We start from the raw sequence: 15,460 nt of genomic DNA, 5'->3' as shown, positions 1-15,460 counted from the left end.
CGAACGGGTGGCCGCGCTCACCTGCCCGGCCGAGCGCCCGACGGACCGTCAGCGGAAAAGCCGTCAGCCGACTCCCCCGCTGCGGGGGAGCCGGCTGACGGTGGGACAGCGCCGGGGCGGATCAGGCCTTCTTGGACCGGGAGGCGGTGCGGCCGCGGTCCTTCTGGTCCAGCACCACCTTGCGGATGCGCACGGTCTCCGGGGTCACCTCGATGCACTCGTCCTCGCGGCAGAACTCCAGCGACTGCTCCAGCGAGAGCTTGCGCGGCGGCACGATGGACTCGGTCACGTCCGCGTTGGAGGAGCGCATGTTGGTGAGCTTCTTCTCCTTCGTGATGTTGACGTCCATGTCGTCGGCGCGCGAGTTCTCGCCGACGATCATGCCCTCGTAGACCTCGGTGCCCGGGTCGGTGAACAGGACGCCGCGCTCCTGCAGGTTGGTCATCGCGAAGGCGGTCACCACACCGGCGCGGTCGGCCACCAGCGAGCCGTTGTTGCGGGTCACCAGGTTGCCGAACCACGGCTCGTGGCCCTCGTGGATCGAGTGCGCGATGCCGGTGCCGCGGGTGCTGGTGAGGAACTCGGTGCGGAACCCGATCAGGCCGCGGGACGGCACCACGAACTCCATCCGGACCCAGCCCGAACCGTGGTTGGACATGTTGTCCATCCGGCCCTTGCGCACGCCCATCAGCTGGGTGACGGCGCCCATGTGCTCCTCGGGCACGTCCACCGTGAGGCGCTCGACCGGCTCGTGGATCTTGCCGTTGACCTCCTTGGTGACCACCTGCGGCTTGCCGACGGTCAGCTCGAAGCCCTCGCGGCGCATGGTCTCGATCAGGATGGCCAGCGCCAGCTCACCGCGGCCCTGCACCTCCCAGGTGTCCGGGCGCTCGGTTTCCAGCACGCGCAGCGACACGTTGCCGACCAGCTCGCGGTCCAGGCGGTCCTTCACCTGGCGGGCCGTCACCTTGCGGTCCACCTTGCCAGCGGACTTGGCGTCCGCGCCCTTGCCGGAGCCGCCCTTGCCGACCAGCGGCGAGGTGTTGGTGCCGATGGTCATCGAGATGGCCGGCTCGTCCACCGTGATCAGCGGCAGCGCGATCGGGTTCTCCGGGTCGGCCAGGGTCTCGCCGATCATGATGTCGGAGATGCCGGCGACGGCGCAGATGTCGCCCGGGCCGGCCACCTCGGCCGGCTTGCGGGTGAGCGCCTCGGTCATCAGCAGCTCGCTGATCCGCACGCTCTGGATCGAGCCGTCGCGCTTGATCCAGGCCACCGTCTGGCCCTTGCGCAGCTCGCCCTGCTCGACCCGCAGCAGCGCGATGCGGCCGAGGAAGTTGTCCGCGTCCAGGTTGGTGACGTGCGCCTGCAGCGGGGCGGCCTCGTCGAACTCGGGGGCCGGGACGTGCTCCAGGATGGTGGAGAAGAACGGCTCCAGGTTCTCGCTGTCGGCCGGCACGGTGCCGTTCTCCGGCTTGGTCAGCGAGGCGACGCCGTCCCGGGCGCACGCGTAGACGATGGGGAACTCGATCTGGTCCTCGTCCGCGTCCAGGTCCAGGAACAGGTCGTAGGTCTCGTTGATGACCTCGTCGATCCGGGCGTCCGGGCGGTCGGTCTTGTTGATGCACAGGATGACCGGGAGCTTGGCGGTGAGCGCCTTGCGCAGCACGAAGCGGGTCTGCGGCAGCGGGCCCTCGGAGGCGTCGACCAGCAGCACGACCGCGTCGACCATGGACAGGCCGCGCTCGACCTCGCCACCGAAGTCGGCGTGGCCGGGGGTGTCGATGATGTTGATGGTGATCGGCTCGCCACCATCCTTGGGGTGGTACTTGACCGCGGTGTTCTTCGCGAGAATGGTGATGCCCTTCTCGCGCTCCAGGTCGTTCGAGTCCATCATGCGGTCGTCGAGCTGCTGGTGAGCCGCGAAGGCACCAGCCTGCTTGAGCATCGCGTCGACCAGGGTCGTCTTGCCGTGGTCGACGTGGGCGACGATGGCGACATTGCGGATGTCAGTGCGCGTGGACATGCGGAGCGGAGTCTCCCGGAGTCGTGAGTTGCGGCGCCCCGGCCTGTCCCGGTCCACCCGCCGGGCTTACCATGCCACGGCTTGTCCTATGGTACGTGGCCGCCGGGGCGGACCGCTCGGCGGACTGACCGGGCTCAGCGCTCGAAGCCCAGGTCCTGGTAGCGCGGCCAGCCGAAACCGTAGGCGCCGGCCCCCTCCACGCCGGTCCGCACCGCCACCAGATCGGGCCGCTGGAAGAGCGGCACCGAGTGTCCCAGCTCCCACAACCGGCTGTCGGCCTGCTGGAGCAGCGCGGTCCGCCGGGCCGGGTCAGCCTCGGCGGCGGCCCGGTCGAAGAGCTGGTCGATCTCGTCCGTCCCGCTGCCCGCGTAGTTGAGCCCCGCCACCGGTTTGCCGTCCGCCTCCGGGCGCGGCTTGGCGTACAGCGGGCGCTCGTCCACCGCGGGGAAGGCGGTGGCCGGCCAGGAGAAGAGCGCCAGGTCCCAGTCGCCGACCGCCAGGTGGTCGTGGACGAAGCCGGCCGCCGGCACCGCCTGCGCCTTGACGGTGACGCCGCGCCCGGCCAGCTGGGCGGTGAGCGCCTCGGCGGTGCGCCGGGCGGTGGCGGAGTCGTCCGGGTAGACCAGCGACAGGTCCAGGTGCAGCTCCCGGGCGGTGCCGGCGAGGGCGGCGCTGTTGTCCCGGTAGCCGTCCTGGTCGGCCATCAGCAGGTGGTTGCCGAGCGGGGCGGCGGGCAGGCCGAGCGGGGTCAGGGCGGCGGCGGCCAGCTTGCCGCGGTCCACCGCGGCGGCCACCGCGCGGCGCACCGCGGCGTCGGCCAGCGGGCCGCGGGCGCCGTTCAGGGTCAGCTGGGTGAAGGCGGGGGCGGCGGCCCGGTGCAGGGTGATGCCGGGCAGCGCCTCGGCCCGCTTGAGGGTCTGGACCGAGGAGTCCAGCGCGTCGGCGGACTTGGCCAGCGGCGGGTGGTCCACCGTGCCCTCCAGCGCGGCCACGTCCAGCTGGCCGTGCTCCAGGGCGTCCAGTCGGTCGGGGGTGGTCAGGAAGTCGATCCCGTCGACTTTCGGTGCATCGCCCCACCAGTGCGGATTGCGCACCAGGGAGGCCCGCCCGGCCTTGCTGTCCAGGCTCTTCACCGCCAGCGGGCCCGCGCTGAGCCCGGTGAGCAGGCCCGGCGCCCCCGCGGCCGGGTAGAGCGGGGAGAACAGCTCCTGCCACTGCGGGTACGCCTGCCGGAACACCACCTTCACCTGCTGCGGGTCCGCCCCCTGGGCCACCGACTCGATCGCTCCGTAGCCGGGCTGGACCGCGCACAGCGCCCTCCACTGCGCGGTGAAGTCGGCCGCGGACAGCGGGGTGCCGTCGCTCCACCGCGCCTTGGGGTTCAGCCGGTAGGTCACCGTGCGGTCCGCCGCCTCGGCCCCCGCCAGGAAGTCCGGGTCGGCGACCGGCCTGGCGTGCTCGTCCAGCCGGTACAGGCTGGGCAGCACCGCATGCGCCAGCAGCGCGGTGTCCGCGGTGGCGTCGGCCGCGTAGACGTCCAGCGCGGCCGGCACCTGGTCCACCGCCCAGCGCAGCGTGCCGCCCTCGCGCAGGGCGGCACGGTCGACGCGGGTCAGGTCGGAGGCGGCCCGGCTGCTGGGCTGCGAGGGGGCCGGCCCGTCGGAGCAGGCCGAGAGCGCGGAGGCCAGCAGCACGGCGGCGAGCAGTCGCTTCATGAGTCCCACTCAACTCCGCGTCCGGACCGAAGAGCTGACGGCACGACAGGCGGACACTCCATCGGCGCAACGCGGTCCGGTCAGAACCCTTCCCAGTGGATGTGATCAACGTCACACTTTCGGGATGGCCACAACGACCAAGCGCGCTGCGATCCCCGACCGCACCCTGCGCACCGACCGCTGGTGGCTGCCCCAGCTCGGCACCGCGGTCGGCCTGCTGCTCTTCATCGGCTACTCCACCTGGCGCGCCTTCGAGGGCGCCCACTACTACGCCGCGCCCTACGTCTCGCCGTTCTACTCGCCGTGCCTGGCCGCGAGCTGCGTGCCGATGCGCGGCGGCGCCGACTGGGCGCTGGTCGGCGACTGGTGGCGGCTCTCGCCCGCCCTGCTGGTGCTGGTCTTCCCGCTCGGGTTCCGGCTGACCTGCTACTACTACCGCAAGGCCTACTACCGCTCGTTCTGGGCCTCGCCGCCCGGCTGCGCGGTGGCCGAGCCGCACGCCAGGTACACCGGTGAGACCCGGTTCCCGCTGGTGCTGCAGAACCTGCACCGCTACTTCTTCTACCTGGCCGTACCGGTCGCCGCGGTGCTCAGCTACGACGCCGCGCTGGGCTTTCGCGACGGCGCCGGGCACTGGGGGCACGCCGGCCTGGGCACCCTGGTGCTGCTCGCCAACGTGGTGCTGATCTGGGCCTACACGCTGTCCTGCCACTCCTGCCGGCACGTGCTGGGCGGGCGGCTGCGGCACTTCTCCAAGCACCCGGTGCGCTACCGGGGCTGGCTGCTGGTCGGCCGGCTGAACGCCCGCCACATGCAGCTGGCCTGGGCCTCGCTGCTCTCGGTGGGACTGGCCGACCTGTACGTCTACCTGGTCGCGTCGGGTGCCTTCGCCGACCCGAAGTTCTTCTGACAGGAGGCACCTCACCATGAAAGGCGATCGCGTGGACGAGTACGACGTCGTGGTGGTCGGCGCCGGCGGGGCCGGGCTGCGGGCCGCGATCGAGGCGCGCGAGCGCGGGCAGCGGGTCGCGGTGATCTGCAAGTCGCTGTTCGGCAAGGCGCACACCGTGATGGCCGAGGGCGGCATCGCGGCCTCGATGGGCAATGTGAACAGCGGCGACAACTGGCAGGTGCACTTCCGCGACACCATGCGCGGCGGGAAGTTCCTCAACCACTGGCGAATGGCGGAACTGCACGCCAAGGAGGCGCCGGAACGGGTCTGGGAACTGGAGTCCTGGGGGGCGCTGTTCGACCGCACCGCGGACGGCCGGATCTCCCAGCGCAACTTCGGCGGCCACCAGTACCCGCGGTTGGCCCACGTGGGCGACCGCACCGGCCTGGAGCTGATTCGCACCCTGCAGCAGCGGGTGGTGGCGCTGCAGCAGGAGGATTTCCGCCGGACCGGCGATTACGAGTCCGGCTTGAAAATATTTCAGGAATACACGGTGACCCGGATATTGAAGGAGGGTGAACGCGTCGCCGGAATCTTCGGCTACGTGCGCGAGTCCGGCCAGTTCTTCAGCATCGCCGCGCCCGCCGTGGTGCTGGCCACCGGCGGTATCGGCAAGAGCTTCAAGGTGACCTCCAACTCCTGGGAGTACACCGGCGACGGCCACGCGCTGGCGCTGCTGGCCGGCGCCCGGCTGCTCAACATGGAGTTCGTCCAGTTCCACCCGACCGGCATGGTCTGGCCGCCCTCGGTGAAGGGGATCCTGGTCACCGAGTCGGTGCGCGGCGACGGCGGGGTGCTGCGCAACAGCGAGGGCCGCCGGTTCATGTTCGACTACGTGCCCGAGGTGTTCCGCGGCCAGTACGCCGAGACCGAGGCGGAGGCCGACGGCTGGTACACCGACCCCGAGGCCAACCGCCGCCCGCCCGAGCTGCTCCCGCGCGACGAGGTGGCCCGGGCGATCAACGCCGAGGTCAAGGCCGGCCGCGGCACCGCGCACGGCGGGGTCCACCTGGACGTCTCGACCCGGCTGCCGGCCGAGCAGATCGTCCGCCGGCTGCCCTCGATGTACCACCAGTTCAAGGAGCTCGCGGACGTGGACATCACCCGCGAGCCCATGGAGGTCGGCCCGACCTGCCACTACGTGATGGGCGGCATCGAGGTGGACCCGGACACCGCCGCCTGCCCCCTGGTGCCCGGCCTGTTCGCGGCCGGCGAGGTGGCCGGCGGCATGCACGGCTCCAACCGGCTGGGCGGCAACTCGCTCTCCGACCTGCTCGTCTTCGGCCGCCGGGCCGGGCAGTACGCGGCCGAGTACGCGGCCGGCCTGACCGCGCGTCCGGTGGTGGACCAGGCCCAGGAGACCGCGGCCGCCGCCGAGGCGCTGGCCCCCTTCGCGGGCACCGGCGAACACCCGTACGCGCTGCACCAGGAGCTGCAGCAGACCATGAACGACCTGGTCGGCATCATCCGGCGGGCCGGCGAGATGAAGCAGGCGCTGGACCGGCTGGCGGTGCTGCGCAGCCGGGCCGACACCCTGGCGGTGGCCGGCCACCGCCAGTTCAACCCCGGCTGGCACCTGGCCCTGGACCTGCGCAACATGCTGCTGGTCTCGGAGTGCGTGGCCCGGGCCGCGCTGCTGCGCCGGGAGAGCCGCGGGGGGCACACCCGGGAGGACTGGCCGGCCATGGACCGGGACTGGCGGCGGACCAACCTGGTCTGCGCGCTGGACGGCCCGGCGGTCTCGGTCCAGCGGCAGGCCGGCGAACCGGTCCGGGCCGACCTGCTGGCCCTGTTCGACCGGACCGAGTTGGCGAAGTACTTCACCCCCGAGGAGTTGGCCGGCGATGACGGAGCGGCGTGAACTGCGGATCTGGCGCGGCGAGGGCGGCGAGGGCGCGTTCGCCTCGTACCTGGTCGAGGCCGAGGACGGCGAGGTGGTGCTGGACCTGGTGCACCGGCTGCAGGCCACCCAGGCGCCGGACCTGGCGGTGCGGTGGAACTGCAAGGCGGGCAAGTGCGGTTCGTGCAGCGCGGAGGTGAACGGGCGGCCCCGGCTGCTCTGCATGACCCGGCTGTCCGCGCTGCCCCCCGACCAGCCGGTGGTGCTGACCCCGCTGCGGGCCTTTCCCTCGGTCCGCGACCTGGTCACCGACGTCGGCTTCAACTACGCCAAGGCGCGCGAGGTGCCGGCCTTCGTGCCGCCGCCGGGGCTGGCCCCGGGCGAGTACCGGATGCAGCAGGAGGACGTGGCGCGCTCGCAGGAGTTCCGCAAGTGCATCGAGTGCTTCCTGTGCCAGGACACCTGTCACGCGGTCCGCGACCACGAGGAGAACCTGGCCGCCTTCGCCGGGCCCAGGTTCCTGATGCGGGTCGCCGAGCTGGACCTGCACCCGCTGGACGCGGCCGCCGAGACCGGCCTGGACCGGGCCCGGTCCGCCCAGGAGGTGCACGGGCTGGGCTACTGCAACATCACCAAGTGCTGCACCGAGGTCTGTCCCGAGCACATCCGGATCACCGACAACGCGCTCATCCCGCTCAAGGAGCGGGCCGCCGACCGCAAGTACGACCCGCTGGTCTGGCTCGGCGCCAAGATCGGCCTGCGGTCGGGGAAGACCACCCCGTAGGAGGCGTCCGACCCTGCGGGTCAGTGCGCCTAGACGGTCAGCTCGAACCAGACGATCTTGCCGTGCGGGGTGCGCCTGCTCCCCCAGCGCTCGGCCAGCAGCGAGACGAGTTGGAGGCCGCGGCCGCCCTCGTCGGTCTCCTGGGCCCGCCGCTGGCGGGGCTGGGCGTACCCGTCGTCCCAGACCTCGCAGACCACCGTGGTATCGCGCAGCAGGCGCAGCCGGATCTCGCCCTTGCCGTGCCGCAGCGCGTTCGTCACCAGCTCGCTGACCAGCAGCTCGGTGGTGTCCACCAGTTCCTCCAGACCGCGGACCAGCAGCCAGCCGCAGGCCAGCTCGCGGGCCTTGGCCACCGAGGTCGGCTCGGCGGGCAGCCGCCAGTCGCCCACCGCGTCCTCCGGGAAGGCGCGCACCCGGGCCATCAGCAGCGCGATGTCGTCCTCGCCGTGGTGCGGGTCCAGCTCGTTGAGCACCTGGTCGCAGAGCGTCTCCAACACCGAACCACCGTTCTGCAGCGCGGTGCGGAAGGCCAGCAGGCCCTCGTCCAACTGGTGCTTGCGGGACTCCACCAGGCCGTCGGTGTACAGGCCCAGCAGGGCACCGTCCGGCAGGGCCAGCTCGACCTCCTCGAACGGCTCGCCGCCCACGCCCAGCGGCAGGCCCGGCGGCACGTCCAGCATCCGGGCGGGCTCGCCCGGGCTGAGCAGCACCGGCGGCAGGTGGCCGGCGTTGGCGAAGATGCAGCGGCGGGTGACCGCGTCGTAGACCGCGTAGACGCAGGTGGCCAGGTAGACCTCGGCCGCCTCCTCGTCCACCGCGTGGGCCCGGGAGCCGTAGCCGGAGGCCGACCCGTGGCCGGGGTCGCCCAGGCCGCGCGCGATGTCGTCCAGCGCGCCGAGCACCTCGGCCGGCTCCAGGTCCAGCATCGCCAGGGTCCGCACGGCGGTGCGCAGCTGGCCCATCGCCACCGCGGCGCGCAGGCCGCGGCCCATCACGTCGCCGATCACCAGCGCGGTGCGGTGGCCGGGCAGCGGGATCACGTCGAACCAGTCGCCGCCGACCTCGGTGTTGTTGCTGCTCGGGCGGTACCGGCAGGCGATCTCCAGCCCGCTGGCCTCCGGGTTGCCCGGGGGCAGCAGGCTGCGCTGCAGGATCAGCGCGCGCTCGTGCTCGCGCCGGTAGAGCCGGGCGTTGTCCACGCAGACCGCGGCCCGGGCGGCGATCTCCTCGGCGATCGCCACGTCCCGGGCGTCGAACGGCTCGCTGCCGATCGCCCGGGAGAGCTGGACCAGGCCGAGCACGGTGTCCCGGGCCACCAGCGGCACCACCAGGGTGGAGCGCAGCAGCGGGTCCGGACCGGGGTCGGGGATCGCGCTGCGCCCGGTGCGCAGCGCCCGTGCGTGCGGGGAGCGCGGCGGGTAGCACAGGGTGCCGCCGGCCTCGGCGGCGGCCAGGTGCGAGCCGTAGGCCTGCTCGCCGGGCCCGCCGTCGCCGCCGAGCACCGAGGCGGCGCCGCCGACCACGCTGGAGACCGCGACCCGGCGCAGCTCGCCGCTGCCGTCGTAGGCGGTGCCGGCCAGGGAGGGGCCGCTCTCGCCGGAGAGCAGCGCGGAGTAGAGGTCGACCGTCGCCAGGTCGCAGAACTGCGGGACCACCACGTCCAGCAGCTCCTTGGCGGTGGTCTCCAGGTCCAGGGTGGAGCCGATGTGCGCGCTGGCCTCGTTGACCAGGGCGAGGTTGCGGCGCACCCCGGCCGCCTCGCGCTCGGCCACGTGCCGGCTGGTCACGTCGTTGACCTGGCCGGCCACGCCGATCGGGCGCTCGCCCGGGCCGGTCAGCCGGTACAGCGAGATGGCCCAGCGGCGCTCGCCGGTCCGGCCGGGCAGCGCGCTGTTGAACCGCAGGTCCACCACCGGGTCGCCGCTGGACAGCACCTGGCGCAGCGCGGCCTGCAGCCGCTCGGCCTCGGCGGGGGCGAACAGGTCGACCGGGCCGGCCCCGATCAGTTCGGGCTGGGGCAGGCCGACCGCCTCGGCGAAGGCCTGGTTGACCCGCTGCAGCCGCAGCTGCGGGTCGAACAGGAAGAAGCCGCTGGGGGTCTGGCCGAACACCGCCTCGGAGGCGGCCAGGTCGGTCTCGATCCGGCGCAGCTTGCCCAGGTCGACCGCCAGGCACAGGGCGCCCGGGGCGGCCTCGCCCGCGCCGTCGGCCAGGCCGGTGGCGGGCATCAGGTAGACCTCGGCCAGGCCCTCGGTGCCGGTGCGGTCGCGGTAGGGGGCGGTGCCCACCCACTCCTCGCCGGCCAGTGTGCGCTCCAGGCGGGCCCGGCCGCGCTGCCAGTGCTCGCGCGGCACGAAGGTGGTCACCGGGTCGGCGCCGACCGCCTCGGCGGCGGGCAGCGCGAAGAAGTCGGCGGCCCGGTCGCTCCACTGGCTGATCCGCCCGTCCGCCCCGATGGCGAAGGTGGCCACCCGGATGAAGGCGTAGATCGAGCCGGGGTCGGCGTCGCCCCAGCGGGCGCGCCGGGGCGCGGGGGCGGACGGCGGCTGGCTCTCCCGCACGGGGGCAGGCCGACCGGGCTGCCCGGGCACGGCGGCGTGACCGCTGCCAGTCAGCGCTTCCCGCGCCGGCATGCTGTTCAAGGACCGACCCCTCCAACCCGCGACCATCCGGATGTCGAGAAGACCGAGTATTCATCATCCAGGGGCACCCGCACACGCCCCTGACGTCACAACATCAAATCGAGCGAAGGTTTTTGTTCCCGACCTCGCGCTACCTGCCTGCCACGCTCGCGCCCCTGGTCCACTCCCGTGCGCCTGATCGAGGCATTGTCATGGAGCAGACATGACCGGTGGTGAGCACAGCGCAAAGAATCGACGGCTCGCTCGATCTTTTGGCCCGGTTCATTCCCGATTCGCTTCCTTCCCCGGCAATTCCTGCTCGAACCAGACCACCTTGCCCATTCCCTCGGCACGCGCCCCCCAGCGCAGTGCCAGTCGGCGCACCAGCTCCAGCCCCCGGCCGCCCTCGTCCGCCGCGGCCGCGTGCCGCTCCCGGGGCGGGTCCGGCAGCGGGTCGGAGATCTCCACCAGCAGCGTCTCGCCGAGGGTCAGCCGGACCCCGATCGGGGCGCTCGCGTACCGCACCGAGTTGGTCACCAGTTCGCTCACCAGCAGCTCGGCGGTGTCGCTCAGCTCCTCCAGCTGCCACTCGGCGAGCGCGCCGCGCACCAGCCGGCGGGCCCGGGAGACCGCGGTCGGCTCGGCCGGCAGCGTCCAGCCCACCGTGCGGGCACCCTCCTCGCCCCGGCCCAGCCGGGCCAGCAGCAGCGCCACGTCGTCCGGCTCGCGGCCCTGCTCCAGGGTGTCCAGCACCGCCTCGCAGGCGTGCTGGATGGACAGGTACGGCTTCTCCAGCACCGCCTGCAGCCGGCCCAGCCCCACGTCCAGGTCCTTGTCCCGGGACTCCACCAGCCCGTCGGTGCACAGTGCCAGCACGCTGCCCTCCGGGATGTCCAGCTCCACCGCCTCGAACGGCACCCCGCCCACCCCGAGCGGCGCCCCCGAGGGCAGCTCCAGCACCTGGCCCTCGCCGCCGGGCAGCGCGCTGCCGGTCCTGGCCGGCCCCGGGGTCGGCGGGTGCACCAGGACCGGCGGGATGTGGCCCGCCTTGGCCACCGTCAGCCGGGCGGTGGCCGGGTCGTAGACGGCGTAGACGCAGGTCGCGAAGAGCGCCTCGTCCGGCCCCTGGGCCAGGTCGTCGGCCAGCTCGTGGACGTGCCGCAGCAGCACCCCGGGCGGCAGGTCGAGGGCGGCCAGTACCCGCACCGCGGTGCGCAGCCGGCCCATCGTGGCGGCCGCCCGCAGGCCGTGGCCCATCACGTCGCCGACCACCAGCGCGGTCCGGTCGCCGGGCAGCGGGATCACGTCGAACCAGTCGCCGCCGACCTCGGTGCCGATGCTGCCGGGCACGTAGCGGTAGGCCACCTCGACCCCGGTGGGCTGCGGCACCTGCTGCGGGAGCAGGGTGCGCTGCAGGGTGAGCGCGGCGGTGCGCTCGCGCACGTAGAGCCGGGCGTTGTCCAGCGAGCTGCCGGCCCGGTCGGCCAGCTCGACCGAGAAGGCCAGGTCGTCGCGGTCGAAGGCCTCCCGCTGCCCGGCCCGGCTGAGCACCAGCAGCCCGATCACGATCCCGCGGGCCCGCAGCGGGACCACCAGCATCGAGTGCGCACCGAGTGCCAGCGCGGCCCGCACCTTGGGGTCGCCGGGATAGGTGGCCTCCTCCAACTCCTCTGCGCCGGAGAGCAGTTCGGGAACCCCGCTGCGGAGCACCCGGCCGTAGCAGGAGTCCTCGGCGAAGCTGATCCGGGCGCCGCGGCGCAGCATCGTCTCCACCTCGTCGCCGTCCTGCACCGCCGCCACGCCCAGCTGGAGCAGCGAGGTGCGCCGGTCGTGCGCGTGCCGGGGCAGGTCGTCGCCGTGCGCCACCGCCTGCAGCAGCACCGCGGCGGCGAAGTCGGCGAGCCGGGGCACCACCGCGCTGGCCAGTTCCTGGGCGATCCGGGAGGCGTCCAGCAGATCGCCGATCCGGGAGCCGAACTCGTTGAGCAGTGCGAGCCGGCGGCGGGCGTGCTCCACCTTGGCCACCGCCCGGTACCGCTCGGTCACGTCCATCACGGTGCCGGAGATGCCCAGCACCCGGCCGGCCCGGTCGGTGAGCCGGCTGTAGGAGATCGAGCGGTAGCCGGAGCGCGCGGTCAGCGGCGAGGCCAGGGTCACGTCGATCACCGGCTCGCCGGTGGCCAGCACCTGGCGCTGGATCACGGTGATCTCGTCGGCGGCCCGGTCGGGCAGGGTCTCACCGGTGGTGCGGCCGACGTGCTCCTCGGGGCCCACCCCGTTCATCTCGGCCAGGGTCCGGTTGACGGCGGTGTAGCGCAGCTCGGTGTCCAGCACCGCGATGCCCAGCGGGGACTGCTCGAAGAGCGCGTCGCGCACCGCCAGGTCGCGCTCGACGGCCTGCAGGGTGCGCGCCTCGGCCAGCGCGACCAGCAGAAACGGGATGCCGTCGCCGTCCACCAGCAGCGAGATCCGGGCCTCCACCGGAACCCTCGGCCCGTCCCGGTGGTGCAGCTCGGCCAGCCCCTTCCAGCCGCCGGTGCGCAGCGCGGTCCGGAACGCCTCCCGGGTGGCGGCCACCCGCTGCTGATCGACCATCAGCTCCTCGATCCGCCGGCCCACCAGCACCTCGCTGGGCCAGCCGAGCAGCTCCTCGGCGGCCGGGCTCCACAGCACCACCCGGCCGGACGTGTCGAGCATCGCGATGGCCACCTTGACCACGTCGAACAGGCTGCCCTGGGCATGCTCGCCGAGCGGGGCCGCCCTCTCCCCTTCGCCGCCGGGGAACGCCTCGGCCGGGGCGCCGCGCCCGCTTGCCCGCACCGCACCCGCGCCGACCGGCGGCAGGGCGGGGGCGGACGGGCCGGCCGGGCGCCCTGCGGCCCGGACCCGCAGCCGCGCGCGGGCCGCGGCGCCGCCCGCGCGGACACCCTGGCGCCGCGCGCTGCCGCCACTGCCCGTGCTCGCCACCGACTGGGCCTCCCGTGTCCAACCGACCGCCACCTACCAAGCGTGACGGTTTATGTCGAACTGTGACATACCCAGACCAAACCGGACCTATCTCGGCGTTCGGGTCATCTTTTCCGACCGGCGCACCGGGAGTCAGCCCGTCGGGACGTCAGCAAGCAGTGCGGCGACCGCCGGCAGCACCTCGCGGTCGTGCTCCAGCCAGTCCACCTCCGCCAGCTCCGCGGGGCCGAGCCAACGCAGCTCGTCGTGGTCCTGGAGCGGATGCGGCTCGCCGGCCAGCAGCTCGGCGGCCCAGATCCGCAGCACCAGCCCGGGGCGGACCAGCCACTCGCCGGGCAGCGGGGCCAGCGCCCGCGCGCGGACCCCGAGTTCCTCGTGCAGCTCGCGCTCCAGGGCCTGCTGCGGGGTCTCGCCCGGCTCGGCCTTGCCGCCCGGGAACTCCCACCGCCCGGCCACCTCGGCCGGCGCCGACCGCCGCGCGGCCAGGACCCGCCCCTGGTGGACCAGCGCGCCGCCGACCACGATCCGGTTCTCCATGCCGGGCAGCCTACGGGAGCCGCTCAGGCCTCCCGCTCCGTCCAGTAGAGCTGCTTGTGGCCGCGGGCCTCGAACTCCTGGGCCAGGGCCGCGGCCTCGGCCCGGCCGAGGCCACGGGCCACCAGGAAGCGGTTGCCGTTGTCGTCCTGCCGCATCACCCGCCAGGCGGCGGCTTCGGCTCCGGCGGTGTCGGGTCCGGTGGCCTCGGGTCCGGTGGTCATGGCCGAAGGGTAGGGCACGGACCGCCCTGCGGGCCCGGCTCGGTGGGGGTCGAGTCGGGTCCGCAGGGTGTGGCCGTCCCCAGAGCCTAGGGACGACCCGCTACCGGGAGGTACGGGCGAGGTTTCGCAGACGTCAACGGGGCGGCGGCCCGGTCGACAGCAGCGGCCTGACGACCCGTCGAAGGCGAAGAGAGTCAGCTGGAAGAGAGAGTTCCCCTGAGAAGATGCGCACACCGAGCCCCCGTCCCCGTTACGGTCGCCGGGCGAGGCGGTCCACCGGACCCCGGCACACGGCGCCCCGGGCACCGCGACCGAACGGGTGCTCCCGGTGCGAACACCTCACGGACGACTACCGCAAGGGTGGACCCGCGCCCGCCGCCGCGCAAGGTGCCTGCGGGGTCCTTCCGCACCGATGCGGCGGCACTGTGGCAGGTGCGCCCGGGACCGACGGCGGGTCAGACGCTCTTCGGGGCCCCGTCGCTGCCCGCGGGCTGGTTCTGCCAGGAGTCGTCGGTGCTCAGCTTGAGCAGCTTGCGCACCGCCTTCTGCTGGTCGTAGCCGCGGTGCTGGTCCGCCTCGGCCAGCGCCCGGGCCAGGTCGTCCGGCCCGGTGGGCCGGGCGGCCCGCTGGAGTCCCGGGATCCGCAGCTTCAGCTCGGCCGTCTGGGCGTCCACCGCCGGGCCCACCGCCGGGTCCCAACCGCCCTGCAGCGCGGCCGTCTGCTCCTGCAGCACCTTGGCCATGTCGGCGGCCCACTCGCGGTAGCCCGCCGGGTCGTCGGCCACCGAGCCGCTCGGGCGCCGGCTGCCGACCGTGTCGATCGCGTCCATCGCCTTGAGGTAGCGGTACTGCGCGCTGGTGGCGGTGCTCGCGTCCAGCCGCATCGTGCCGGTGTGCTTCTTGTCCGGGTCGGTCAGGAAGCAGGTCGCGGTCCGGTCGCCGGTGTCCCAACTGCCCTGCTCCGGGTAGAAGTAGTGGACCACCATGCCGTCCGGGAACGCCCAGTCGTCCATCGAGTAGTCCAGGGAGAACCGCTGGCAGCCCGGCCCGGCCTGGCGGCGGCGCTCCGCCTCGTCCGGGAAGCCGCTGCCGGTCAGCTGCAGCGAGCCGACCACCTCGCCGTCGTGCGCGGTGCTGCACGGCACCTTGCGCACCAGGCTGCCGGCCCGGTCGAAGCAGTCGCCGGTGGACAGGTCGCGGGCCGCGACGGTGCCGGAGCCACCGCCGAGCGAGAAGTCGTTGTGGCCGCTGTTCTTGCCGGCCAGCGAGCCCAGGGTGGTGAAGGCGCCGAGGACCGAGAGGATCAGGGCGGCCACCGCCAGGCCGGTGCCGCGTTGGCCGCCCCGCTTGCGGATCTGGTTCAGCGCGCCGATCGACAGGCCCAGGCCCACCGGCCACAGGAAGCAGGTGAGCGCGGTGACCAGGGCGCCGATGGCCAGGCCGTTGGTACCGGGCGGCGGGGGCGGCGTGCCCCAGCCGGGGTAGCCGCCGGGGTAGCCGCCGTAGACCGGATAGCCGGGGGCGGGCGGGTACGGGCCGGGGCCCTGTCCCTGGTACGGCGGGTAGGCGGCCTGCGGCGGCACCGGGTACGGCTGCACCTGGGGCGGTACCGGGTACGGCTGCACCTGCGGCGGCCCGGCGGGGTACGGCTGCGGGGCCGGCGGTGCGCAGTCCGCGGGCACCGCGTCCTGCGGTCCGTCGGCCGCCCGCTCCTGCTCTGCCGTCATCAGACTCCCCCGCGCTCCAGTTCGATGGCTGGCGCGGACTCTAGCCCACCGGACACCCCGCCCGGCCTGC

Annotated in this window: 10 protein-coding genes; 3 read left to right on the top strand and 7 right to left on the bottom strand. The window is 73.6% G+C overall.

Annotated elements, in window-relative coordinates; all coding sequences use genetic code 11:
• Positions 1–121: 121 nt before the first annotated feature.
• Both typA and C7C46_RS26065 read right to left on the bottom strand, forming a co-directional pair.
• Entirely contained in the window at positions 122–2,026 is a 1,905-nt protein-coding gene (gene typA / locus C7C46_RS26070) for a translational GTPase TypA (RefSeq protein ID WP_110672360.1), read from the bottom strand.
• A gap of 134 nt (positions 2,027–2,160) precedes the next feature.
• Positions 2,161–3,741, bottom strand: coding sequence for an ABC transporter substrate-binding protein (locus C7C46_RS26065; protein ID WP_110672359.1), 1,581 nt, complete (start codon positions 3,739–3,741; stop codon positions 2,161–2,163).
• Between the two features lie 124 nt (positions 3,742–3,865).
• Here C7C46_RS26065 and C7C46_RS26060 point away from each other — a divergent pair, with 124 nt between their 5' ends.
• From C7C46_RS26060 to C7C46_RS26050, 3 genes are read left to right on the top strand one after another with little or no spacing between them, the layout of a single operon-like run.
• Positions 3,866–4,651, top strand: coding sequence for a hypothetical protein (locus tag C7C46_RS26060; protein ID WP_110672358.1), 786 nt, complete (start codon positions 3,866–3,868; stop codon positions 4,649–4,651).
• Positions 4,652–4,667: 16 nt separating this feature from the next.
• Positions 4,668–6,554, top strand: coding sequence for a fumarate reductase/succinate dehydrogenase flavoprotein subunit (locus tag C7C46_RS26055; protein WP_110672357.1), 1,887 nt, complete (start codon positions 4,668–4,670; stop codon positions 6,552–6,554).
• On the top strand, positions 6,538–7,317 hold the full coding sequence (locus tag C7C46_RS26050) for a succinate dehydrogenase/fumarate reductase iron-sulfur subunit (protein WP_110672356.1): 780 nt from the start codon (positions 6,538–6,540) through the stop codon (positions 7,315–7,317). Before C7C46_RS26055 ends, C7C46_RS26050 begins: the two co-directional genes overlap by 17 nt.
• A gap of 29 nt (positions 7,318–7,346) precedes the next feature.
• Here C7C46_RS26050 and C7C46_RS26045 read toward each other — a convergent pair whose 3' ends face one another.
• The 5 genes from C7C46_RS26045 to C7C46_RS26025 form a co-directional block, all read right to left on the bottom strand.
• Entirely contained in the window at positions 7,347–9,950 is a 2,604-nt protein-coding gene (locus tag C7C46_RS26045) for a SpoIIE family protein phosphatase (RefSeq protein WP_110672355.1), read from the bottom strand.
• 270 nt (positions 9,951–10,220) lie between these two features.
• Positions 10,221–12,905 (bottom strand): SpoIIE family protein phosphatase, encoded by a 2,685-nt coding sequence (locus tag C7C46_RS26040; RefSeq protein WP_245984933.1) that lies wholly within the window; start codon positions 12,903–12,905, stop codon positions 10,221–10,223.
• A gap of 132 nt (positions 12,906–13,037) precedes the next feature.
• Positions 13,038–13,442, bottom strand: coding sequence for a (deoxy)nucleoside triphosphate pyrophosphohydrolase (locus tag C7C46_RS26035; protein ID WP_110672354.1), 405 nt, complete (start codon positions 13,440–13,442; stop codon positions 13,038–13,040).
• A gap of 23 nt (positions 13,443–13,465) precedes the next feature.
• Positions 13,466–13,663 carry a hypothetical protein gene (locus C7C46_RS26030; RefSeq protein ID WP_110672353.1) on the bottom strand — a complete coding sequence of 66 codons (198 nt, stop codon included), beginning with the start codon at positions 13,661–13,663 and terminating at the stop codon, positions 13,466–13,468.
• 455 nt (positions 13,664–14,118) lie between these two features.
• On the bottom strand, positions 14,119–15,390 hold the full coding sequence (locus C7C46_RS26025; protein WP_110672352.1) for a DUF4190 domain-containing protein: 1,272 nt from the start codon (positions 15,388–15,390) through the stop codon (positions 14,119–14,121).
• Positions 15,391–15,460: the final 70 nt, after the last annotated feature.

It is taken from the genome of Streptomyces tateyamensis (genome assembly GCF_003205575.1).
In the GTDB taxonomy this organism is placed as follows: Bacteria; Actinomycetota; Actinomycetes; order Streptomycetales; family Streptomycetaceae; genus Kitasatospora; species Kitasatospora tateyamensis.
The sequence above is the reverse complement of the archived record's forward strand: the minus strand, read 5'-3'. Positions and strand labels throughout refer to the sequence as shown.